Source organism: Reinekea forsetii (assembly GCF_002795845.1).
Taxonomy (GTDB): Bacteria; Pseudomonadota; Gammaproteobacteria; order Pseudomonadales; family Natronospirillaceae; genus Reinekea; species Reinekea forsetii.
Genome location: NZ_CP011797.1, coordinates 1050503 through 1071915, shown reverse-complemented (window position 1 = coordinate 1071915; position 21413 = coordinate 1050503). Strand labels below are relative to the sequence as shown.

At 52.4% G+C, this 21413-nt stretch carries 19 protein-coding genes and 3 tRNA genes; 2 read left to right on the top strand and 20 right to left on the bottom strand.

The features are described from left to right. Positions 1-23 precede the first annotated feature (23 nt). The 10 genes from REIFOR_RS04955 to REIFOR_RS04910 all read right to left on the bottom strand — a co-directional run bounded on the left by REIFOR_RS04955 (position 24) and on the right by REIFOR_RS04910 (position 9568). A complete protein-coding gene (locus tag REIFOR_RS04955) occupies positions 24-1298 on the bottom strand; it encodes a TRAP transporter large permease (RefSeq protein ID WP_100256515.1) in 1275 nt (424 codons plus the stop codon). Beyond that, positions 1295-1771 carry a TRAP transporter small permease gene (locus REIFOR_RS04950; protein ID WP_227003764.1) on the bottom strand — a complete coding sequence of 159 codons (477 nt, stop codon included), beginning with the start codon at positions 1769-1771 and terminating at the stop codon, positions 1295-1297. Before REIFOR_RS04950 ends, REIFOR_RS04955 begins: the two co-directional genes overlap by 4 nt. A 31-nt stretch (positions 1772-1802) precedes the next feature. Further along, positions 1803-2792, bottom strand: a complete 990-nt coding sequence (gene dctP / locus REIFOR_RS04945; RefSeq protein WP_100256513.1) for a TRAP transporter substrate-binding protein DctP — start codon at positions 2790-2792, stop codon at positions 1803-1805. Positions 2793-2803: 11 nt separating this feature from the next. Further along, positions 2804-3643: a TRAP transporter TatT component family protein gene (locus tag REIFOR_RS04940; RefSeq protein ID WP_158524292.1), complete on the bottom strand. Its 840-nt coding sequence runs from the start codon at positions 3641-3643 to the stop codon at positions 2804-2806. Between the two features lie 67 nt (positions 3644-3710). Beyond that, the gene (locus REIFOR_RS04935; RefSeq protein ID WP_100256511.1) at positions 3711-4217 is read right to left on the bottom strand and encodes a hypothetical protein; all 507 of its coding nucleotides are present in this window, start codon (positions 4215-4217) and stop codon (positions 3711-3713) included. A 4-nt stretch (positions 4218-4221) separates the two neighbouring features. Next, positions 4222-4920, bottom strand: coding sequence for an OmpA family protein (locus REIFOR_RS04930; RefSeq protein ID WP_100256510.1), 699 nt, complete (start codon positions 4918-4920; stop codon positions 4222-4224). Further along, the gene (locus REIFOR_RS04925; RefSeq protein WP_100256509.1) at positions 4917-6161 is read right to left on the bottom strand and encodes a hypothetical protein; all 1245 of its coding nucleotides are present in this window, start codon (positions 6159-6161) and stop codon (positions 4917-4919) included. Before REIFOR_RS04925 ends, REIFOR_RS04930 begins: the two co-directional genes overlap by 4 nt. Positions 6162-6347: 186 nt before the next feature. Beyond that, positions 6348-7478, bottom strand: coding sequence for a sodium ion-translocating decarboxylase subunit beta (locus tag REIFOR_RS04920; protein WP_100256508.1), 1131 nt, complete (start codon positions 7476-7478; stop codon positions 6348-6350). Between the two features lie 13 nt (positions 7479-7491). After that, the gene (gene oadA / locus REIFOR_RS04915) at positions 7492-9285 is read right to left on the bottom strand and encodes a sodium-extruding oxaloacetate decarboxylase subunit alpha (RefSeq protein WP_100256507.1); all 1794 of its coding nucleotides are present in this window, start codon (positions 9283-9285) and stop codon (positions 7492-7494) included. A gap of 49 nt (positions 9286-9334) precedes the next feature. Then, the gene (locus REIFOR_RS04910; protein ID WP_100256506.1) at positions 9335-9568 is read right to left on the bottom strand and encodes an OadG family protein; all 234 of its coding nucleotides are present in this window, start codon (positions 9566-9568) and stop codon (positions 9335-9337) included. Between the two features lie 304 nt (positions 9569-9872). On the opposite strand from REIFOR_RS04910, the gene REIFOR_RS04905 reads away from it, so the two are divergent. Beyond that, positions 9873-10814, top strand: a complete 942-nt coding sequence (locus REIFOR_RS04905) for a tRNA-dihydrouridine synthase (RefSeq protein ID WP_100256505.1) — start codon at positions 9873-9875, stop codon at positions 10812-10814. Positions 10815-10839: 25 nt separating this feature from the next. Here REIFOR_RS04905 and REIFOR_RS04900 read toward each other — a convergent pair. From REIFOR_RS04900 to REIFOR_RS04855, 10 genes are all read right to left on the bottom strand, one after another. After that, positions 10840-10916, bottom strand: a tRNA-Arg gene (locus tag REIFOR_RS04900). A gap of 70 nt (positions 10917-10986) precedes the next feature. Continuing rightward, positions 10987-11063: transfer RNA gene (locus REIFOR_RS04895), tRNA-Arg, on the bottom strand. A gap of 20 nt (positions 11064-11083) precedes the next feature. Then, positions 11084-11173: transfer RNA gene (locus REIFOR_RS04890), tRNA-Ser, on the bottom strand. 116 nt (positions 11174-11289) lie between these two features. After that, positions 11290-11481, bottom strand: coding sequence for a carbon storage regulator CsrA (gene csrA / locus REIFOR_RS04885; RefSeq protein WP_100256504.1), 192 nt, complete (start codon positions 11479-11481; stop codon positions 11290-11292). Positions 11482-11702: 221 nt separating this feature from the next. Continuing rightward, positions 11703-12935 carry an aspartate kinase gene (locus REIFOR_RS04880; RefSeq protein ID WP_100256503.1) on the bottom strand — a complete coding sequence of 411 codons (1233 nt, stop codon included), beginning with the start codon at positions 12933-12935 and terminating at the stop codon, positions 11703-11705. 18 nt (positions 12936-12953) lie between these two features. Next, positions 12954-15560: an alanine--tRNA ligase gene (gene alaS, locus REIFOR_RS04875; protein ID WP_100256502.1), complete on the bottom strand. Its 2607-nt coding sequence runs from the start codon at positions 15558-15560 to the stop codon at positions 12954-12956. 103 nt (positions 15561-15663) lie between these two features. After that, positions 15664-16125 carry a regulatory protein RecX gene (locus REIFOR_RS04870; protein ID WP_145980236.1) on the bottom strand — a complete coding sequence of 154 codons (462 nt, stop codon included), beginning with the start codon at positions 16123-16125 and terminating at the stop codon, positions 15664-15666. 62 nt (positions 16126-16187) lie between these two features. Continuing rightward, complete coding sequence (gene recA, locus REIFOR_RS04865; RefSeq protein WP_100256500.1) at positions 16188-17309, bottom strand: recombinase RecA; 1122 nt, start codon at positions 17307-17309, stop codon at positions 16188-16190. 80 nt (positions 17310-17389) lie between these two features. Further along, positions 17390-17848, bottom strand: a complete 459-nt coding sequence (locus tag REIFOR_RS04860) for a CinA family protein (protein WP_100256499.1) — start codon at positions 17846-17848, stop codon at positions 17390-17392. Between the two features lie 143 nt (positions 17849-17991). Continuing rightward, a complete protein-coding gene (locus tag REIFOR_RS04855; RefSeq protein ID WP_100256498.1) occupies positions 17992-18342 on the bottom strand; it encodes a hypothetical protein in 351 nt (116 codons plus the stop codon). Between the two features lie 430 nt (positions 18343-18772). On the opposite strand from REIFOR_RS04855, the gene mutS reads away from it, so the two are divergent. Further along, the gene (mutS, locus tag REIFOR_RS04850; RefSeq protein WP_100256497.1) at positions 18773-21340 is read left to right on the top strand and encodes a DNA mismatch repair protein MutS; all 2568 of its coding nucleotides are present in this window, start codon (positions 18773-18775) and stop codon (positions 21338-21340) included. The last annotated feature ends 73 nt before the right edge of the window (positions 21341-21413 follow it).

The window sequence follows — 21413 nt, the reverse complement described above, 5'->3', positions numbered from 1 at the left end:
AGCTGACTCTCACCCGAAAATAACTAGCGCACTAAAAACAAAACCATTTCTGGCCAATAGGTGATCACCAAGACCACGAACAGCAACACAAACATCATCGGAATGGTCGCCCTATAGAGCTCGGTAATAGGCCTCTTAAAGCGATAGCTGGCAATAAAGAGGTTCATACCGACTGGCGGGGTAAAATAACCAATCTGCATATTGGCAACAAAGATGATGCCTAAATGGATAGGGTCAATACCGTATTCCAATGCCACTGGCAATATTAACGGTACAATGATGATCAACGCTGCAAATATGTCTAGGATGGCACCTAACGCCAGCAGGCCAATGTTGAGGCACAATAAGAAGGCCCAACGGCTATCAATATTGGCCTTGACCCAGTCAAATACCTTGGCGGGCATCTCCATGTCGACCAACAGATTGGTAAAGGCCAAGGCCACACCCAAGATAAGCAGAATACCGCCAACCATTTTCATGGCCTCGGTAGCAATGCGGGGTAAGGCCTTGAGTGACACATCCTTGTAGATAAACACCTCAACGATCAGAACATAGAGGGCGGTGATCGCGGCTATATCAGAAATCACCAGCCAACCGGACAGCAGGCCGCCCAGGACGATTAACGGGATCCCGAGCTCCCATTTTGAATTCTTAGCTTCTTTAATCAGAGTGCGCCAGTTAAACGGGATGAGCGGGATGATCTGGTGCCGCTGACTCCATAAGCCATAACCCCACAATGACAGAATCATCAGAAATGCCGGAATGAGTCCGGCAATAAAGAGGTCCTGTATATTTACGGCAACATTCATCTGTTGGGCAACAATCCCATAGAGTATCAGTGGGATGGCCGGCGGCAACAGCAACCCCATACTACCGGAGGTGGTGACCAGCCCAATGGCAAACTTATCGGTATAGCCGGCCTGCTTCAAAGCCGGGACCAGTAAGGCGCCCAGGGCCACGATGGTGACACCAGATCCGCCGGTCAACATGGTAAAAAACGCGCACGCCAGCAGGGATATCAACACCATACCACCGGGCAGCCAACCTAGGGCCGCTTCAGACAGGCGCACTAAGCGATCGGCGGTCTTACTTTCACTGAGTAGGTAGCCGGCAAAGGTAAAGAGCGGCAGGGCCATTAGCAGGGTGTTTTCAGTTAATCGATAAAGCTCAATGGGCAGGACCATCAGATCGATGCCCGAGCTCCAAAAGCCCAACGCAGCGCCACCTAAGATAATGGTAAAAAGTGGCGCCCCAATCAGCGCGGCGAGCAGTAGTAAGCCGGATAGTGCAGCGCTCATGATGGCATAACCTGTTTGGGTATAATGGCCGCCAAAGCAAACCGAAGGGTCATCACTAAAAACCCGAGCGGCATGATCAGTTCAAAAGGCCAGGCCGGGAGGTTAGAGAAGGTGGGCATCTGCTCAATCATTTCATAGTAGACAAAGCGGGCCGAATGGTAGGTCATTAGGCCACAGACCAGGGCAGCAAAGGCGGATGTCAGGCGTACCAATAGAAGTAGGCCAACACCCGAGGCGTAATGTCTAAGCACGTCAATTGAGATATGTTCCTGCTCTCGGGTGGCGACCATAGCACCGAGTATCGCCAACCAGAGTACCAACAGGCGATTGAGGGGATCAATCCAAAACAAGCTGCTGTCAAAGACATTGCGCAGGACTATTTGCAGTACGGCGAAGCCAATCATCGACAGCAATACCGCAACCAGCGCCATGCGTTCGGTCAAGGCCCAAAAATCGCCTATTTTTTTTAACAAACCAACCTCAATTCCCATCTATAAGACGGTTTTATGGATTTCGAATACGATCCAGTACGACCACTATACGATCATAGAGGGCCTGTTCAATTTCCCCTGACTCGATCAACTTTTCAGTTGCCTGTGCAGCTTCCTGTTCAAACGCAGCACGCACTTCCGGGACCAGTTGGACGATGTTAATGCCCAGTGACTCCAGCGCGGTGAAGGCCGTTAAGTTATCACTACGAGCCATGGTGTCGAGCGTTTTACTGGATGCGGTGAGTTCGGCTGCCAAAATTTCTTGATCAGCCTCGCTGAGTCGCTGCACGGCTTTCTCAGCCAAGGCGATCACCCCATAGGTGTACATAAATGGGGCGTCGGTGAGATATTTAGTTCGGCTGTACCATTGCAGAGTAATGGCGCCCACTGGAGGTGTCACAATCGCGTCGATAGCGCCGGTCTGCAATGCCGTAAGAACATCACCGATGTTCAAAACGATCGGGCTGATATCGAAGGCCCTGGCTATTTTTTCAGAAAAGGGATCGTTGGCCGGCAACCAGAGCTTTTGGCTCTTTAGGGTCTCGATATCGGTCGCTGGGACGGCAGTCATGGCATAGGCAAAGCCGCCCTCAATCAGACCATAGGTGTGCCAGCCGCTGTCAATAAAACCCTGATTCAGGATTGGATCAAATTCCGCTCTGACGGCGTCAACCTCGTCAAAGTCGCGAAACAACAGCGGGGCATTCAAGACCTGAGAGTTTTTATAGGATTCAGCCAAGGCTCCACTGTGAATAAAGGTGCCATGCAATTGACCGATGCGAATTTTGCGCTGCACCGCAGTGCCATCACCCATCACGCCACCCGGATAAAATTTAAAGGTGACCCGGCCTTCTGTTTGCGCCTCAATGCGCTCGCCCACAGCGCGCAATTCGTTTAAAACGGCGTTGCCATCTGGGTACTCGGTCGAAATCTTAAACACCGTCGCCTGCACACCAGTGCAAAACAGCAGGGACATGGCCAATATAATCGGCGTTCGGAACATAAAAACCTCTATCAAAAATAATCATTCGATGATTCAAGCAGCTGTTGGGCCTGCTGTTGGGCAAACACATTCTGCAAGGTATAGCCTTCAACATACGGATCGAGGCTTAACGCTTGCTGAAGCAAGTTATCGTGAAGCTCTTGGTCAAACATCAGACGAGCAAACTCGGCTGCATAGTACACGTGAATAATAAGGTTTTCGTTTTTGCCCGCTGCCAGAGCGGCTTCAAAATAGGCTTGGGCTATATCGGGTTTACCGCCTAGGCTCGGTGGCAGAACACTGGCCATTACACCCAGATAGACTAATGCCGTGCCCTTTTCATACTCTGGCTCAATGCTCACTACCTGCTTCAAAACAGACTCGGCCTGGCCCAGCTGGGCAATCACCAGCCAATCATCGGTATTGGCCTGTATATAGCTGGCCCAACTGGTGCCCAAGGCATACAGATAGGGTAAATCATCGACGCCGTTCCACTGTGCAATACGCCCCGCAAAGCCGTCTGGATCGGCGCTCTGAAGGTCGCACGCTGTTTTGTCGTAGAGACAGAAAGCGATCTGCGCATGCTTTAAGGCCTTCTCAGACATTCGTTTTTTTCGCACCTTTTGTTTATCCGGGACAAAAACCCCGGCATAAGAACCATTGAGTGACGCTGCGGTCAGATGCAGGCTTTCACTCTTCGGATAGGTTGCGGACAAGGCGTCAATCATCAGTAAATAGGCTGGAAGGCCGTCATTTACCGTGACTAGGTCGTCGCTGTTTAAAATTGCACTAGAGAGGTTTGCTGGCAGCCGGGTCGTGGCACACGCGGATAAACCTAGGCATGTTGCTAACAGTATTATTGTCTTCACCATAGGGATTACCCTGAAATCCAAATTAATATTTTGCGGCATTATAACCAAAACAAAGGCTGTAAAGGGGTCAACTTTCACTCATGGGCAATCTTTTACGTATGTCTCGCTTCTCTGATACCGGATAGAGATGAAAACTGGTCCAAAACTGGTCCAAACTAAAGTCTTCCAGCACCTGACGGCTATAACTCTCCTTGCGCGCCTTTTGTGCGTCATAGCCCTGATATTGGAGTGTTTGTAGGCAAGCCGGGCAGACGCTAGCGGCACCGCCAAAGGCAATCAAGGACGTACTGATGTGCAAAATGTCACTAACCGGCAGGTCTGGACATACCGCTAGGTGATAGCGCTGGCCCTCCAGCACAATGAGCCGCGAATTCTTATACACCAGGGTGAAGTCTAACAGGCATCTGACCTCACGCCGGGATAACGTCAAACCCTGATGGGCTAACTCAGAGCGCTCAATGCCAGTCAAATGTAAGGTCGGATCAAAAAGCTCAAAGAAACCCAGCCGGTCGGTGCCCATCTGGGCCCGCAAACTGTTAAAGGGTTCGAATTCGGTAAAATCGGGTAAGGCCATAGGGCTATTGATAACTCTCTAGGATAGCGGCGATACGACTCTCGGCATCGGTTCGCAGTCTAAATTCCACGCGCCTAGAGCGCTCGCGGTCTTCTTCACCGCCCAAGCTGAGTATCGGCTTGGAAGACGACAGACCATTGGCGGTCATATGGGCCTTCAGCCAGTATTTTTCCTGTTGAACCTCGGGCAGTAATAAAAGGTAATCGAGAGTCGAACGAGTTCGTTCCTGACTCAAACCCATATTTAGAATATAGGCGGAATCTTCTTCCTGTCCGAGCCAGCCGCTGGAGGTGTGACCCTCGATGCGAACTTCGGCGATATCGTCACGATATTTCACCGAGGTGATGATGCCCAGGTAGCGGGGAAAGAAGTCCTGCAGAATGTCCTCAAAACCGGTTTTGAGCTTATTAGCGCCCCTATCGAAAATCAGTTCCGGTCGGCCAAATCGAATACTCAGATCCGGATTGATTTCAGCACCCCATTGTTCCAGGTCAGGCGCAAACTCGGTGAGTAAATCTTGGTACAGCTGAGTCCGCAATCGATCGTAGAGCACGGCTACATCGCGTACCTTATTACGCTCGCGTTCGGCGTTAACCATAAACACAATGGCAATCAGCAGAAACACCATCATCAGTCCAGCCATCAGATCACTGACCGAGACCCAATGCTCCTCCTGCTCGATATGCTCTTCATTGTTGTTCATTTTTTAATCTCTACCGCCGTCAGCAGCTCTTGCAGCCTGTCGGTCAGCGGCACGTAATCGTTGACAAACTTCTCAGATAGGGCCGTAAGCTGATAACCAAAGGTCGTCAGAGCCTTTTTAAGCTCGTCTTCCATACCCTTTTCCAACGTCGCCAATTGCAGATTATTTTGCTCCAACAGACTGGTCAATTGCACGCCCATGGCCTTCTGAGAGCGCTCTGTACCCTCGATCAACAGTTGACTGACGCGTTCACTGGTATCGCGAATGCCGCCGGCTGTCTGTTCCAGCAGCGTCTTCATCTGACCAGATTGCGCCTCAACAACCTCATGCAGCCCGGTGGTGAGCATCATAATTCGGCTTTCAAGCTGCGGCAGACCCTGCTGAGCGTCTACGATCATCGAGGTAAAGGTGGTCAGATACTCGCGCAGATTTTGACTTTGGCTCTGCAGCGCGTTTAACAGGGTTTCCATATCCGAGGCAACCGAGGTAAAGGACTGAGTCTGGGTGATCAGTTTCTCAAAGGCCTCTGCCGCAATGGTCGTTGATTTTGCGCTGCGTTCGTTGGCGGCCATTAGATCCTCTAATTGGCCCTTGTGACCACTTTGCCAGAGCATCATCTGACCCACGGCCTCGTTCAGTTTCTTGAAATTGTCGCCATACTGTTCTTCGATACGGGTATTAAATTCGCGCATCACATGGCTGATGGCTTCTTCCAAGGCAGATCGATTGGCTTCGGTCATCTTGCTCTGGTAATGGGTCAGGGTCTCGATAAGTTCCCGATGCTGCTCTGCCTGACTAACAGCGTGCTGTTCGCGCCATTCTATCCAGTCTACTTGGCCCTCTTGGCTGACTGAGTTGGCGATGCGTTCCAAATGCCAAGCAAGATCGTCCATCGTCGCGGTCAGTTTAGATTCGCGATGCGAACGAACCCGCATGCTGGCTACGGCATAGCGAAACTTAATCGACAAAGCACCCAATAGCCCGGCAATAGAGGTCCAGAAGGCAGTTTTCAGGCCTTCGAGCAATTGCGGCACACTATCTTCTATGGAGTTGGTATCAAATTCATTTAGGCCCAAGGCAACCCCGAGAAAGGTACCGAAAATACCCATACTGGTGAGAATACTGGGCGAATAGTTGGCGGTATGGGCCGAATAGACGGGTCCATGAAAGTAGGCCAACAAGAGCCCTATAGCGCCCATTATGATCCAGGTCAGGGTTGAAAAGGATTGCAACAGTTCCATGCATGAGCCCATTGATGAGTCGGTAGCATGCCAGTATGCCATTGTGCGAGGCTAGGGTAAAAGAGTTGCGAATTGAAACAGAAGATTAGTATGTGCAGAGGGGTAACAACGCTTCTAACAGAAGGGCCAGACGCACTTATCGGAGTCGATAAGCGCATCAACGGTCATGCTATATGAACAGAACGATCAGCCAAAGTAAGACAACATTACCCCAGCGGCGACGGCGGAGCCGATAACACCGGCTACGTTAGGCCCCATAGCGTGCATCAATAGGAAATTCTGATTATTTGCTTCAAGCCCGACCTTATTGGACACCCGAGCCGCCATCGGTACGGCCGAAACACCGGCTGAACCAATCAGGGGGTTGATGGGGATCTTGATAAAGAGGTTCATCAGCTTGGCCATTAGAATGCCCGCCGCAGTACCGACACAGAACGCACTTAAACCCAGAGCCAAAATACCCATGGTTTCAAAATTCAGGAAAGCTTCGGCACTCATTTTCGAGCCGACGGCCAAACCCAGCATAATGGTGACTATATTCATCAGAGCATTTTGGGCCGTGTCACTTAGGCGATCAACTACGGTGCTCTCTTTCATCAGGTTACCCAGACAAAACATACCCAGCAGCGGGGCCGCGGACGGCAGGAACATGGCGACCAGAAACAGGACCACTAACGGAAATACGATCTTTTCCCGTTTGGTTACAACGCGCAACTGCTCCATCTTGATCTTGCGTTCTGCTTCGGTGGTCAGTAGTTTCATGATCGGCGGCTGAATGATCGGCACCAGCGCCATATAGCTATAGGCAGCAACGGCGATCGCACCGAGCAAGTCCGGTGCCAAGCGACTGGCGACAAAGATTGACGTCGGCCCGTCCGCGCCACCGATGATGCCGATGGCGGCGGCATCCTGCAGTGAAAAATCGACCCAACCCATCGAGGTCATCCAGGTTGCACCAATGATGGTACCGAATATGCCGAACTGTGCCGCCGCGCCCAATAATAGGGTCTTTGGATTGGCCAACATCGGTCCGAAATCGGTCATTGCCCCAACGCCCATGAAAATGAGCAATGGGAAGACACCGGTGTGAATGCCCACTTCAGAGATATAGTGCAACAGACCCTCGTCCCCGCCCATCTGCGCGCCTGGTATATTGACCAATAGAGTACCAAAACCGATAGGCAGCAGAAGTAGCGGTTCAAAACGTTTGGCAATCGCTAGATAAATGAGCACCAGACCGACGATCATCATCAATAGCTGGCCCGGCGTTAAATTGGCCAGTCCAGAATCCAGCAGTAGTTGTTGAAATTTTTCCATTCCAGGCGACTCCTTAAAGTGTAATCAAGATATCGCCAACAGAAACCGAATCACCATCTTTAATGGTAATACTGCTTACAGTCCCAGCCTGAGGTGAACTTACCTCCGTCTCCATCTTCATTGCTTCGAGAATGATAACGACTTGCCCTTCTTCAACCACATCGCCTGGTTTAACCAGAACCTTAAAGATATTGCCCGCTAATGGCGCCGGAATCTCGAAGCCACTGGCGGCCGAGGTTGCCGCAATCGCTGCGACATCACCTCCTTTGGTGACCTCAGTGAGATAGGTTTTACCATTGATTGTCACCGCGACAGCACCTGCTGCGTCCACGGAGGCGACATAGGACTTACCATTCACTGCGACGGTATAGACCGCGGCTTCAGCAGTGCTGGCCTGAGTCGACGCCGTCAGCGTGGGGGCGGGTTCAAACATATCCGGATTGCCACGGTTTTGTAGGAATTTCAGACCAATTTGCGGAAAGAGTGCATAGGTCAAAACGTCATCAAGGGCGTTATCGGCGAGAGGGAAATCTTTTTCTTTCGCCAAAGCATGCAACTCTTCCGTTAAGCGTTCCACTTCATTGTCAATTAGATCTGCTGGACGACAGGTAACGGCCGCTTGACCGGCCAGCACCTTAGCCTGTAACGCCGCGTCGAAAGCGGCCGGTGCCGAACCATACTCGCCCTTGAGGATGGCTTGGGTCTCTTTGGATATGGATTTATAACGTTCGCCGGTCAATACATTGAGTACGGCTTGGGTCCCGACAATTTGCGATGTTGGGGTGACCAATGGGATGTAACCTAGATCTTTACGAATCCGCGGGATCTCGGCCAGCACTTCATCAAAGCGGTCGGCAGCGCCCTGCTCTCTTAACTGGCCTTCCATATTGGTCAACATGCCGCCTGGCACTTGAGCAATCAGGATACGCGAATCGACCCCGCGCAACTGACCTTCGAACGGGGCATATTTTTTTCGCACCTCACGAAAATAGGCAGCAATCTCTTCTAATAGGGTTATATCTAAGCCTGGATCTCGATCGGTACCCTGTAGGGCAGCAACCAACGACTCGGTAGGTGAATGGCCGTAGGTCATCGACATCGAAGAAATTGCGGTATCGATGTGGTCAATGCCGGCCTCGACGGCTTTCAGCAAGGTCATGGACGACAAGCCGGAAGTCGCATGGCAATGCAGAGCGACCGGGATATCCAGACTGGCTTTTAGCTTGGTGACCAGTTCGAAGGCATCATAGGGCGTTAAGATACCCGACATGTCTTTGATCGCGATCGAATCAGCGCCCATATCTTCGATTTGCTTGGCCAGTGACAACCAATTTTCGGTTCGATGCACAGGGCTTGTGGTATACGAAATAGTACCTTGAGCGTGCGCGCCTTGTTTGACGACAGCGGCCATTGCGCGCTGCAGGTTACGTGGGTCGTTCATGGCATCGAATACTCGAAACACATCGACGCCGTTCTTCACCGCACGTTCAACAAAGGAGTCGACCACGTCATCAGCGTAATGGCGATAACCGAGCAGGTTTTGGCCGCGCAGGAGCATCTGCTGAGGCGTTTTCGGCATCGCTTTCTTCAGTTCGCGAATACGATCCCAAGGATCTTCGCCGAGGAACCGAATGCACGAGTCAAAGGTTGCACCGCCCCAAGTTTCTAATGACCAGTAACCCACCTGATCCAGCTTTTCACAAATTGGCAGCATGTCATCGATTCGCAATCGGGTTGCGAACAGAGACTGATGGGCGTCTCGCAAAACCACATCAGTAATTTTTACAGGGTTCTTTTTCGTAGTCATCGAATCTCACCTTTCGGAATCTTATTGTTGGTCAAAACAGCTAATGATTTTAACCTTTATGCACTTTCGACACGGCTGCAGCGACGGCGGCAACCTCGGTCAGATCGTTATTATTAGTCCGTTTGGCGGCGGTTTGAGCGTTCTCTAGCTCATTCGTTCCGGGCATGCGCCTAATAATTTGCGACATCGCAGTGGTGGCCAATACCAAGAGTGCAAGAAAGACGAAAACAGTGCCCATCCCCATTACCATGAGGTCTAGACTGTCCCGCATAAGTTCTGACATAAGGGTTAGTCCTTGTAAGACTTAGAAAACCAGCGATACATTAATACTTATTTGATTCAATTCGAGCCTAGGCGCGACAACCAAAGCGCGCATAGAATACCTTAAAGGTATGAAACCACGCAATAACTGGAACCCCTGCAATTCTTGCAATAATGCCTTGCAGGTCTCTTCCCTGGCACGGTGCTGGTGGCGATCAAAACACATTTCGCACATCGAAGCTGGACCCCGATGCGGCGGGGTCGGCACTCGCCTTGAGCAGCGATTTATCCTATGATGCGGGCTTTTTAAAGGCTTCCCGATTTACATGAAAATCTATCTTGCCCCAATGGAAGGTTTAGCTGACTTTTACCTGCGCAAACTTATTGCCAAAACGGGCGGTTATGACTTGGTGATTACTGAGTTTATTCGGGTCGTGGATCAACTATTGCCGGCGCATGTTTTTTATCGAAACGCTCCGGAATTACGCAACAAAGGCCGGACCGCGGATGACACCCCCGTCCGGCTGCAGCTACTGGGTAGCCAGCCCGATGCATTGGCACTCAATGCTAAACGAGCTATCGAACTGGGCTCCCAGGGTGTCGATCTAAACTTTGGCTGCCCGAGTAAGACGGTCAATAAGAGCAAGGGCGGCGCCGTTCTGCTAAATGAGCCGGAAACCCTGTATCGGGTCGTCAAGGCGGTCAAGGATGCCGTTCCAGCTGGTCATATCACGTCTGCGAAGATGCGCCTAGGCTTCAATGATAGCAACCTGATGCATGAATGTGCCGATGCCATTGTCCAGGCTGGCGCTGATGAGCTCACCATCCACGCCCGCACCAAGGCGCAGGGCTATGTTCCGCCGGCCTATTGGCATTTGGTTGGCGAATTGCGCGACCGCATACCGATCCCGGTCATCATCAATGGTGAAATTTGGAACAACCAAGATGCCCGCAGGGCCTTGACTGAGGGCGGCTGTGATCACCTTATGCTGGGGCGCGGCGCGATTCGTCAGCCATGGCTCGCAAGACACATAAAGGCCAATAGCGATCAGATCGAAAGCTGGTCAATGATGCTGGACCTGGTGCGCGAGTTTTGGGCTATGGTGCAAGCTGAGATGGGCGAGAAATACTGTTCAGGACGGTTAAAGCAGTGGCTGCATTATCTTAAAGAAATCTATCCAGAAGCTTTGGTGCTGTTTATGGATATACGTCGACTGACTGATATAACGCAGATAACGGCCCGAATCGAGCAAGAATTATGTAAGTAATGGGAGATTGAAATTTGGGAGGGGATGGTGCGCCCGGCACGATTCGAACGTGCGACCCCTTAGTTCGTAGCCAAGTACTCTATCCAGCTGAGCTACGGGCGCATAACAGTACAGATTTTTATAAAAATTTAGATTTTCCAGACCCCCTGTACTAGGTGAGATCATCGAGAAATGGTGCGCCCGGCACGATTCGAACGTGCGACCCCTTAGTTCGTAGCCAAGTACTCTATCCAGCTGAGCTACGGGCGCTTATTTCTAAAACCTAATGTTGGCGGAGAGAGAGGGATTCGAACCCTCGAAGAGCTTTCGCCCTTACGCCCTTAGCAGGGGCGCGCCTTCAGCCACTCGGCCATCTCTCCCAAGCAACGGCGCGCATATTACCATGTTTTATTGAAATGAAAAGAAAAACTTCAATAAAATTAACACATTAGCGAATTAATTCACCGCTGCCCATGGATCCAGATGCGACCGCAGATTAGTCTTCGGGTTGTTCAGGAGCCTCTAATTCGCGCTGTATGCGTTGGTAAATTTCTTCTCGATGCACGGCGACGTCTTTCGGCGCATTTACACCGATACGCACCTGATTGCCCTTTACGCCTAGCACCGTCACGGTAACCTCATCCCCAATCATTAAGGTTTCACCAACACGACGAGTTAAAATTAACATCTACCTTCTCCTACTTATACTGGAACATTCCTGTTTTCCAGTTGCCCGACGCACAGGGCAAAAGATCAACAATCATGATTAGTATCGACTACAGTCAAAAAAAATAAAGCCTAATCGGCGACAAATACAAAAAAAGGATAGAGTGGCCCTCTTTTCGAAACATAGACCGCTACAGCCACTGCCACTTCATTGCATAAAAGCCATCAGAACAACCATCCTGCCTATTCTATATCGTTTTCGCTATCCAAATCGAATGCCGTATGCAAAGCCCGCACAGCGAGTTCCAAGTATTTTTCCTCTATAACCACAGACACCTTTATTTCAGAAGTCGAGATCATCAATATATTAATACTTTCAGCCGCCAGGGCATCGAACATTCGACTGGCCACCCCAGCATGGGAGCGCATACCAACCCCAACAATCGACACCTTGGCGATGGAGTCGTTACCCCGCACGGCTTGCGCGCCCAAATCAACCGCCACCGATTCAAGCACTCGGGTAACTTGCTGATAATCACTGCGATTCACCGTGAAGGTGAAGTCTGTGGTCTTATCGTCGGCGACGTTTTGTACGATCATATCGACTTCAATATTCGCCGCACTGACCGGACCGAGGATTCGACTGGCCGCACCTGGAATGTCCGGGACACCTACCAAGGTTAACTTTGCTTCATCACGGTTAAACGCAATGCCTGATATTACCGGCTGTTCCATCTTATGATCACCCTCAAATGTGATGAGGGTGCCCTCACCCTCGACAAAACTGGACAAGACCCGCAGGGGCACCCGATACTTTCCGGCAAATTCGACAGCGCGAATCTGCAGAACTTTAGACCCTAAACTGGCCATTTCCAACATTTCTTCAAATGTTATTTTATTCAACCGACGCGCCTGGGCAACCACTCTAGGGTCGGTGGTATAAACCCCGTCGACATCGGTGTAAATCTGACACTCATCAGCTTTGAGGGCAGCGGCGATGGCCACAGCGGAGGTATCTGACCCGCCGCGACCCAATGTCGTCATGTTGCCGTGCTCGTCGACGCCCTGAAATCCTGCGACCACTACAACCCGACCCTTGTGCAGGTCGGCTTGTAGTGTCTTGACATCTATGTCTTTGATACGGGCTTTGGTGTGAGCACTGTCGGTCAATATCTTGATCTGGTCGCCAGTATAGGACTTGGCATCGCAGTCGAGCTCCTGGAGCGCCATAGTGAGCAGGGCGATAGTAACCTGCTCACCGGTCGAGACCAGCACATCAATTTCGCGCGGAGACGGGTTGTCGGATAGACCGTTAGCTAACCCCAGCAGTCGATTAGTCTCGCCGCTCATTGCCGATACTACCGCCACAATATCGTGCCCTTGGGCCCGAAATGACTTGATCTTTGCCGCCACGGCTTGAATACGTTCAACGGTACCGACAGAGGTCCCGCCAAATTTCTGTACGTAAAGCGCCATATTAAATCCTCTAGTCGCCTAGGCTCCGAGTTTCTCTCGGACCCATGGCTCGGCCCGATCCAAAGCAGACTGCAACTTTGTCACGTCTCCGCCGCCGGCCATTGCCATATCAGGCTTGCCACCACCCTTAGCACCCATCAGCGCTCCGAGTTCTCGAACCAGGTCGCCAGCCTTAACGCGCCCGACCAGATCCTTGGTAACGCCTGCCGCCAATTGAACCTTGTCGTCGTTAACCGCAGCGATCACGATAATCGCACTGCCCAAGGATGACTTAAGCTGATCCATAGTCGTGCGCAACGCATTGGTATCGATACCCTTGAGCTGCACTGCGAGTACCTTGACCCCGCCCACATCGACCGCCTTAGTCTCCAGGTCGCCGGCCATGGCTGCGGCCTGTTTAGCCGCCAGCCGTTGAATCTCTTTTTCCAACTCTTTGACATGCGCCTGCGCTTGCTGAGCCTTGTCACTTAACTGTTCCGGTGCACACTTGTATACCTGCTGCAGCTCCACAACCAAGTCGTCCTGCTGGTAAAGTTGTGCCAGGGCGTATGGCCCTACTACGGCCTCAATACGCCGCACGCCAGCCGCGATTCCACTTTCCGAGAGGATGCGAAACAGTCCCAAGTCGCCGGTCCGCTCCACGTGGGTGCCACCACAGAGCTCTTTGGAAAAGCCATTTTCGCCCATCGAGAGAACCCGCACTTCATCGGCATATTTTTCACCGAATAATGCCATGGCGCCCGACTCGCGTGCCGAATCTATGTCGGTTAATTCCGTTAGCACGGCAGTGTTGGCCAAAATCTGTTGATTAACCAGCTGCTCAATGGCTCGTAACTGCGGTCGACTCACACTTTCTAAGTGCGAGAAATCGAAGCGCAGTTTATCAAAGGTCACCAGCGATCCACGCTGCTGCACGTGATCGCCCAGGAGTTGGCGTAAGGCGGCGTGCATCAGATGGGTCGCGCTATGATGTCGAGCGGTATTGAGGCGTTCTTCGCGCACCACCTGGCCCGAAACCTGATCGCCAACGCTGATGGACCCCTGCTCGACAAGCACCTGATGCAAGTGATGGCCCTGTAATTTATTACAGGCTGTGACCTTAAGTTGACTTTGCCCTGTGCTCAGTTGCCCACGGTCGCCCGCCTGACCGCCTGACTCGGCGTAGAACGGCGTCGCATCGAGTATCACCATGCCCGTCTCACCGGCGCTCAGGGCTTGAACATCGACACCATCGCGCAGTAACTTCAGCACGGTGCCATCGCCAAATAATGACTGATAACCCAGAAAGACGGTTTGACCTGCCAGATCGAGATCAATATCACGATCCAGTTTGAATTTATTGGCTGACTTGGCACGAATGCGCTGCTCGGCCATCAGCTGGTCGAATCCGGTCATATCCACGGTCAGATTTTTTTCGCGTGCCACATCGGCGGTTAAATCAGCGGGAAAGCCAAAGGTGTCATAGAGTTTGAACACCAGGTTGCCGGGTATTTCGCTACCGCTCAACTCGGCAATGCCGGATTCCAGGATGGCCATGCCATTTTCCAAGGTACGGGCAAATTGCTCTTCCTCGTTGCGTATCACCTTCTTGACCTGCTCGGCCTGCTTACCCAGATCGGGATAGGCTTCGCCCATTTCTGCGACCAGGCTATCGACCAGACGAAACATAAACAGCTGATCACAACCAAGCTTATAGGCATGGCGAATAGCCCGCCTGATAATACGCCGAAGCACATAGCCGCGACCTTCATTCGAGGGGTTAATGCCATCGATAATCAAGAAGGCGGATGAACGCAGGTGGTCGGCGATCACGCGCAGCGATCGATTCTCTATATCGGTGCAGCCGGTGACAGCCATTGCCGCCTTGATGAGGCTCTGAAACAGGTCGATCTCGTAGTTACTGTGCACATTTTGCAGCACGGCGGCCAAGCGCTCTAAGCCCATTCCGGTATCCACCGACGGCTTCGGCAAGCGCACCCGAGTGCCATCGGCCAAGGTATCATACTGCATAAAGACTAGGTTCCAGATCTCGATATAGCGATCTAGATCGTCATCGGGACTGCCCGGCGGGCCACCTGGTACATCGGCGCCATGGTCGTAAAATATCTCCGAACAAGGGCCGCATGGACCGGTATCACCCATCATCCAAAAATTGTCTTTGTCACCTAAGCGCGACAGGCGATTTGGATCAATGCCAATCTCATTAATCCAAATATCTGCTGCCTCGTCGTCGTCCTTGTAAACGGTGACCCAAAGCTTGTCTTTCGACAGGCCTAGCTCCCCGGTCAAGAAACCCCAGGCAAACTGAATTGCTTCGCGTTTGAAATAGTCGCCGAAGCTAAAATTACCCAACATCTCGAAAAAGGTGTGGTGCCGTGCGGTATAGCCAACATTTTCAAGATCGTTGTGCTTACCGCCGGCCCGGACACAGCGCTGAGCTGTGGTTGCCCGGACATAATCGCGCCGATCGGTCCCCAGGAAAACATCCTTAAATTGCACCATGCCGGCATTGGTGAACAACAGAGTAGGGTCATCACCTGGTACCAGTGAACCTGCTGGCACGACACGGTGGCCATTTTGGGCATAATAATCTAGAAAGCGGCGGCGTATTTCGGAGGTTTTCATTAGGGAATACAGTCTCTATTGAGGTTTCAGCGACAAAAGGCTGCCAATAGTACACAGAAGACCTGCGCGAGGAAATACCGACAGGCGTGAGTCTAGCGGAATCTTAGTCGTCAAAGGATGAATTTGTCGACCGGTTCAAGCGCAGTTCCGTTAAGGCGTAATGAATGGCGTCTGTTTCAAAGCCACGATAGCTTAAGAAGCGATAGGCCTTGGCGCGTTGTTCATCGGCAATGCCGCTAGGAAATTTGCGCTGGGCACAGTCTAAAGCCTGTTCGAACCAGTCAATGTCACGTTCAGCTAAGGCGGCGTCGATTAGCTGTTCAACGCCTTTTGCGCGGGCTTCATAGCGAATGCGGATCGGGCCACGGGACCTGTTAATCTGCATGGACAACCAGAGGCCGACAAAGCGTGCATCGCTCTGCAGGTCTCGACTCACCAAACGATCGAGCACCGCTTCGATCTCGTCAGCTTCTTCGGGAAACCGGGTCAGCAACTTGCGCCGCATTTCAAAACGGGAGTGTTCGCGTCGAGCCAAGATGTTTAAGGACGTGTTCCAAATAGACAAACGCTTAATCCCAGCATATGAAGGCCGTTAGCAACGCTTAGCTGCTAACGGCTAGGTCAGACTTAAACGTCCTTGGTGTCAGTAGCGGCATCCAGGGCGATTTCGGGCGCCTTGTCAGCAGCTTTGTCCTTTGCCTTAGCATCTTTTGCCTTGGCGTCTTTCGCGGCCTTACCGGTAGCCTTCGGCTCAACCGAGTCTTTGCTGAGGTATTCTAAGCGCACCGCGGCTTCGATCTCTTGGGCTATCTCAGGATTATCGGTCAGGAAGCGAGCTGCATTGGCCTTGCCCTGACCGATCTTATTACCCGCATAGGCATACCAGGCACCGGACTTCTCCACCAAACCAATCTTCACGCCCAGGTCGATGACCTCACCCATGTGGTAAATACCCTTACCGTACATAATCTGGAACTCTGCCTGTTTAAAGGGCGGAGCGACCTTGTTTTTAACGACCTTAACGCGTGTCTCGGAGCCGATAACCTCGTCGCCATCCTTGATCGTACCAGTGCGACGAATATCGAGTCGCACGGAGGCGTAAAACTTTAGCGCATTACCACCGGTTGTGGTTTCTGGGTTACCAAACATCACGCCTATTTTCATGCGAATCTGGTTAATAAAGATAACCAAGCAGTTTGCCGTCTTGATATTGCCGGTGATTTTACGCAAGGCTTGAGACATCAACCGGGCTTGCAGGCCCATGTGATGATCGCCCATCTCACCTTCGATCTCAGCCTTAGGCACCAGCGCTGCGACGGAGTCAATTACGATCACATCAATGGCATTTGAACGCACCAACATATCGGCAATTTCCAAGGCCTGTTCACCGGTATCCGGTTGCGAGACTAACAGGTCGTCGACCTGCACACCGAGCTTGCCGGCATACTGCACATCGAGCGCATGCTCGGCATCAATAAAGGCGCAGGTGCCGCCGGCCTTTTGGGCCTCAGCGATTACCTGTAGCGTGAGTGTGGTTTTACCAGACGACTCAGGACCGTAGATTTCGACCACACGCCCCTTAGGAAGACCGCCTATGCCCAAGGCTATATCGAGACCCAACGAGCCTGTCGAAATGGCTGGAATGTCGACAATCTCTTGATCGCCCATGCGCATAACGGATCCCTTGCCGAATTGGCGTTCAATTTGACCTAGGGCGGCGGCTAATGCTTTTTCTTTATTGGTATCCATGAGTCTCTTCCAAAATAGATGCTGTATGTATAAACAGTAGTTTTACAGGTTTCGCTTTACGCTGACAAGTGAAAATTTAATTAATTTAATAATATAAGCAATTTGCCTAGTGCCCGATCGATCGCCTGCTGGCGAATTTGCTGGCGCGACCCGGAAAATAGTTGGCGCTCTGACCAGACTTGATCGCCCTGGGCCCAGGCCAGCCAGACAGTGCCCACCGGCTTTTCGGCACTACCACCATCCGGACCGGCGACGCCACTGATCGCGACACACCAATCTGAGGCGCAATATTCTAGGCCCTTCTGTGCCATCGCGGAGACCACAGCGGCGCTGACCGCGCCCTGCTCGGCTAGAACGTGCGGATCAACTCCCAATTGCAATTTCATCGAGTTAGCATAGGTCACAACGCTGCCGAGAAACCAGGCCGAACTGCCTGGCAAGTCCGTGCATTGGGCGGCCAAACCGCCGCCGGTGCATGATTCGACCGAACTGAGGGTGAGTTTGCGTGCTAATAGTGTTTGCGCCAGTTGAGCTAACAAGGGTTGACCTCCGGGGCCTCAAAAAACACGATCGTTCAATCTAAGGGTAACAACGATGTCACCCACCTTTCGCCGCGGGCTGCAATCTCGAATAGCGGGTGACGACCCGAAAGGGCCGCTAGCCCCTTGTTGGTTGCGGTGGCTCAGCGCTTTTGAAAGGCAATCAGATGTAGCTGTTTCAATTCCTTTTCTGCCTGGGCATAGAGCACCAAGGCATCCAGTTCAATCTCACGACCTTTGCTCAATGTCACCTTGGCTTCCGGTGCCTCTATTGCCAGGCAGCGTGCCACTCGCACGCTGGTGTCGAACAAAGATTTGGCCATCGCATTAAGCTTTCTATTCGGGGTCGGGTGGCGCAGTATCGTCTTGGCCTCGACATACATGATAAGCAATTGCTTCTTATCGATGTAGTTGCTCCAGGTCGCATCCATTAACCGGTTATCCAGCGCGGTAATGGCTTGATTTTGGAATTCGTTATCTGTTTCTGTATCCATTGAACCTGTTCCCAGTAATCGATGCCTATGCGCGGCAATGCCAATAGCGGCCAGTTCGGTTGTCCCTGGCAATTTTCGGCCAACATAATAGGGCTTGGGCAAGATTACTGCAATTTCTGTGGTTGGATCTTTTCCGCTGTCTGCTCCACCAAGCCGACTTCTCGGCAGTGCCCCATCGACCCGAGGTTGGTTGCGACCTGCACTGGCTCGTATCCGGGCCTTTTAGGGTCGGCATCCGCTGGTTGCTTCAAATCGGGCTTAAACTCGAGCATTGAGCCGACCTCATAGTGCCATCAAGGCGACGCCTTTGTTATACTTTTAGCCGTGTGCTCGTCGTTATGTCAAATCACCAGTAATCAGTTGCCAAACTGCGCTTACCGGGTAACGTTTAGGGTAAGACCATTACTGCATCAATTAGGGCCCCTACTGAATGAAGAACCTCAAGTCTCACGACCAACATACACCGATGATGCAGCAGTATTTAAGAATCAAGCAGGACCATCCCAACGATCTAATCTTTTATCGCATGGGCGATTTCTACGAACTGTTTTTTGATGATGCCAAAGATGCGGCGCGCCTGCTCGACATTACGCTGACTAAAAGAGGTCAAAGTGCAGGCGCCCCAATTCCGATGGCTGGTATTCCCTATCATGCGGCTGAAAACTATATTGCCCGCATCGTACAGAGCGGTCGCACAGTCGCAATTTGCGAGCAGATTGGTGACCCAGCCACCAGCAAGGGACCGGTCGAACGCAAGGTCGTACGGGTGCTCACCCCCGGCACCCTGACCGATGAGGCCTACCTCAGTGATCAGCAGGAAAACCTACTCACGGCGGTCATTCAATCCGGCGAACAATGGGGCCTGGCCGTGCTCGATATGGCCAGTGGTCGTTTCAATGTGCAGGAGCTGGCCTCCTCGGTCGATGCCTATGGCGAGCTGGAACGGTTACAGCCGAGTGAACTGCTCTATCCGGAAGACACCCAGGCACCGCTATTGAGTTGCCAACCCTCCATGAAACCCCAATCGGGCTGGCTCTATGATCTCGACAGCGCCGTGGAGCGTTTAAGCCAACAGCTCGGTACTCGCGATCTGGCCGGTTTCGGTGTCAGCGACATGACGCTGGCCTTGCGCGCCGCCGGGTGCCTGCTCAACTATGCCCAAGAAACGCAACGCGGCGCGCTGCCGCACATCCGTTCGTTGACCCCAGAACACCACAGCGACAGTGTGTTGATCGACGGCGCCACGCGCCGTAATCTGGAAATTGATATCAATGTCCGTGGCGAAGCGGGCAATACGCTCTTTTCCCTGATGGACCATTGCAGCACGGCCATGGGCAGCCGGCTGTTACGCCGCTGGCTCAATCGCCCACTGCGCAACCAGGATCTATTACGCCTGCGCCAGGCCGCCGTACAAACCTTGCTGATCGATTTTCGCTTTGAGAACTTTGCTAGCACCCTAAAACCGATCGGCGATATCGAGCGGGTGCTGACCCGTATCGCACTCGGCTCGGCGCGGCCGCGCGATCTAATCCGGTTGCGCGAGGCCCTGCATGCCCTCCCAACCCTAGTCGATCAGCTGGCAGAGTGCGACAGCCCACTATTATCGGCCATTCAGGCCAAGCTGGCAGCCGATCCGCAATGGGCCATTGAATTGGATCGGGCCGTTAAAGACAATCCGCCCGCAGTGATGCGTGAGGGCGGTGTAATTGCCGACGGTTATGACGCCGAATTGGATGAACTACGCGGATTGGACAGCAACGCCGGCGATTATCTGCTGGCCCTGGAGCAGACCGAGAAGGCCCAGACTGGGCTCTCGAGTTTGAAGGTTGGCTACAATCGGGTACACGGCTATTACATCGAAATCAGTCGCAGTCAGTCTGAAAAAGCCCCCCTGTCCTATATCCGCCGGCAAACCCTAAAAAACGCCGAACGATTTATTACCCCGGAACTGAAGGCCTTCGAAGACAAGGCGCTGAGCGCGCGCAGCCGCGCCTTGACGCGGGAGAAGTTTCTCTATGAGGATCTTATTCAACGTCTCGGTGACGACCTAGCTCCCTTGCAGACGTTCTGCCTTGCACTGGTCGAGCTGGATGTCCTAAATTGCTTGGCCCAGTGTGCCGATCAATACAGCTGGACCCAACCCACTCTGACCGAAGCGCCCCAAATTCACATCATAGCCGGACGCCACCCGGTGATCGAAGCGCTATTGTCCGGGCCCTTTGTGCCCAATGACACCCAACTGGATGGCGAACACAGCCTGCAAATCATCACTGGTCCGAATATGGGCGGCAAATCAACCTATATGCGCCAGGTCGCGCTGATTGCCCTTCTGGCCTACATCGGCAGCTATGTCCCGGCCGAGTCGGCGACCATTGGCGCGCTCGATCGCATCTATACCCGCATGGGCTCGTCCGATGATGTCGCCGGTGGGCGCTCAACCTTTATGGTTGAGATGACCGAGACGGCTAATATCTTGCACAATGCGACACCCAATAGCCTAGTGATCATGGATGAGGTCGGGCGCGGCACCAGTACTTTCGATGGTTTATCGCTGGCCTGGGCCGCAGCGGCTGAACTGGTGACCCGAGTTAAGGCATTGACCCTCTTTGCCACGCACTATTTCGAAATGACCGCTATGGCCGAAAACCAAGCCGGCATCGCCAACGTCCATCTTGATGCGACCGAACACGACGATCGGCTGGTGTTTTTACATCGCGTTCAGCCCGGGCCGGCGTCGCAGAGTTATGGTATTCAAGTTGCCCGATTAGCCGGTGTGCCAGAACCGGTTATCCAGCATGCTCGAGGTAAATTGGCCGAACTGGAAGCACTCAATGTCGGCGCAGTTGGACCGGCTCCGGCCCAGTCGATAACGGCCCAGGCGGATCTCTTTGCGCGCGCCCAACATCCGATTGTCGATGCCCTGTTGTCGTTGGACTTGGATAACATGAGTGCCAAGCAGGCATTGGATTGGCTCTATAGCAGCAAGAAACGAATATAGATTTAAAACCTTAACAGACGGATGCTTATTCTATCTGGCTATATGATTGATCCACATTAGCCTGAATAAGATC

Bases quoted from the DNA above. Each gene is read 5' to 3' on its own strand.
- REIFOR_RS04955 (WP_100256515.1), bottom strand. From the start codon at position 1,298: ATGAGCGCTGCACTATCCGGCTTACTACTGCTCGCCGCGCTGATTGGG.
- dctP (WP_100256513.1), bottom strand. From the start codon at position 2,792: ATGTTCCGAACGCCGATTATATTGGCCATGTCCCTGCTGTTTTGCACT.
- REIFOR_RS04940 (WP_158524292.1), bottom strand. From the start codon at position 3,643: ATGGTGAAGACAATAATACTGTTAGCAACATGCCTAGGTTTATCCGCG.
- REIFOR_RS04935 (WP_100256511.1), bottom strand. From the start codon at position 4,217: ATGGCCTTACCCGATTTTACCGAATTCGAACCCTTTAACAGTTTGCGG.
- REIFOR_RS04930 (WP_100256510.1), bottom strand. From the start codon at position 4,920: ATGAACAACAATGAAGAGCATATCGAGCAGGAGGAGCATTGGGTCTCG.
- REIFOR_RS04925 (WP_100256509.1), bottom strand. From the start codon at position 6,161: ATGGAACTGTTGCAATCCTTTTCAACCCTGACCTGGATCATAATGGGC.
- REIFOR_RS04920 (WP_100256508.1), bottom strand. From the start codon at position 7,478: ATGGAAAAATTTCAACAACTACTGCTGGATTCTGGACTGGCCAATTTA.
- oadA (WP_100256507.1), bottom strand. From the start codon at position 9,285: ATGACTACGAAAAAGAACCCTGTAAAAATTACTGATGTGGTTTTGCGA.
- REIFOR_RS04910 (WP_100256506.1), bottom strand. From the start codon at position 9,568: ATGTCAGAACTTATGCGGGACAGTCTAGACCTCATGGTAATGGGGATG.
- REIFOR_RS04905 (WP_100256505.1), top strand. From the start codon at position 9,873: ATGAAAATCTATCTTGCCCCAATGGAAGGTTTAGCTGACTTTTACCTG.
- csrA (WP_100256504.1), bottom strand. From the start codon at position 11,481: ATGTTAATTTTAACTCGTCGTGTTGGTGAAACCTTAATGATTGGGGAT.
- REIFOR_RS04880 (WP_100256503.1), bottom strand. From the start codon at position 12,935: ATGGCGCTTTACGTACAGAAATTTGGCGGGACCTCTGTCGGTACCGTT.
- alaS (WP_100256502.1), bottom strand. From the start codon at position 15,560: ATGAAAACCTCCGAAATACGCCGCCGCTTTCTAGATTATTATGCCCAA.
- recA (WP_100256500.1), bottom strand. From the start codon at position 17,309: ATGGATACCAATAAAGAAAAAGCATTAGCCGCCGCCCTAGGTCAAATT.
- REIFOR_RS04855 (WP_100256498.1), bottom strand. From the start codon at position 18,342: ATGGATACAGAAACAGATAACGAATTCCAAAATCAAGCCATTACCGCG.
- mutS (WP_100256497.1), top strand. From the start codon at position 18,773: ATGAAGAACCTCAAGTCTCACGACCAACATACACCGATGATGCAGCAG.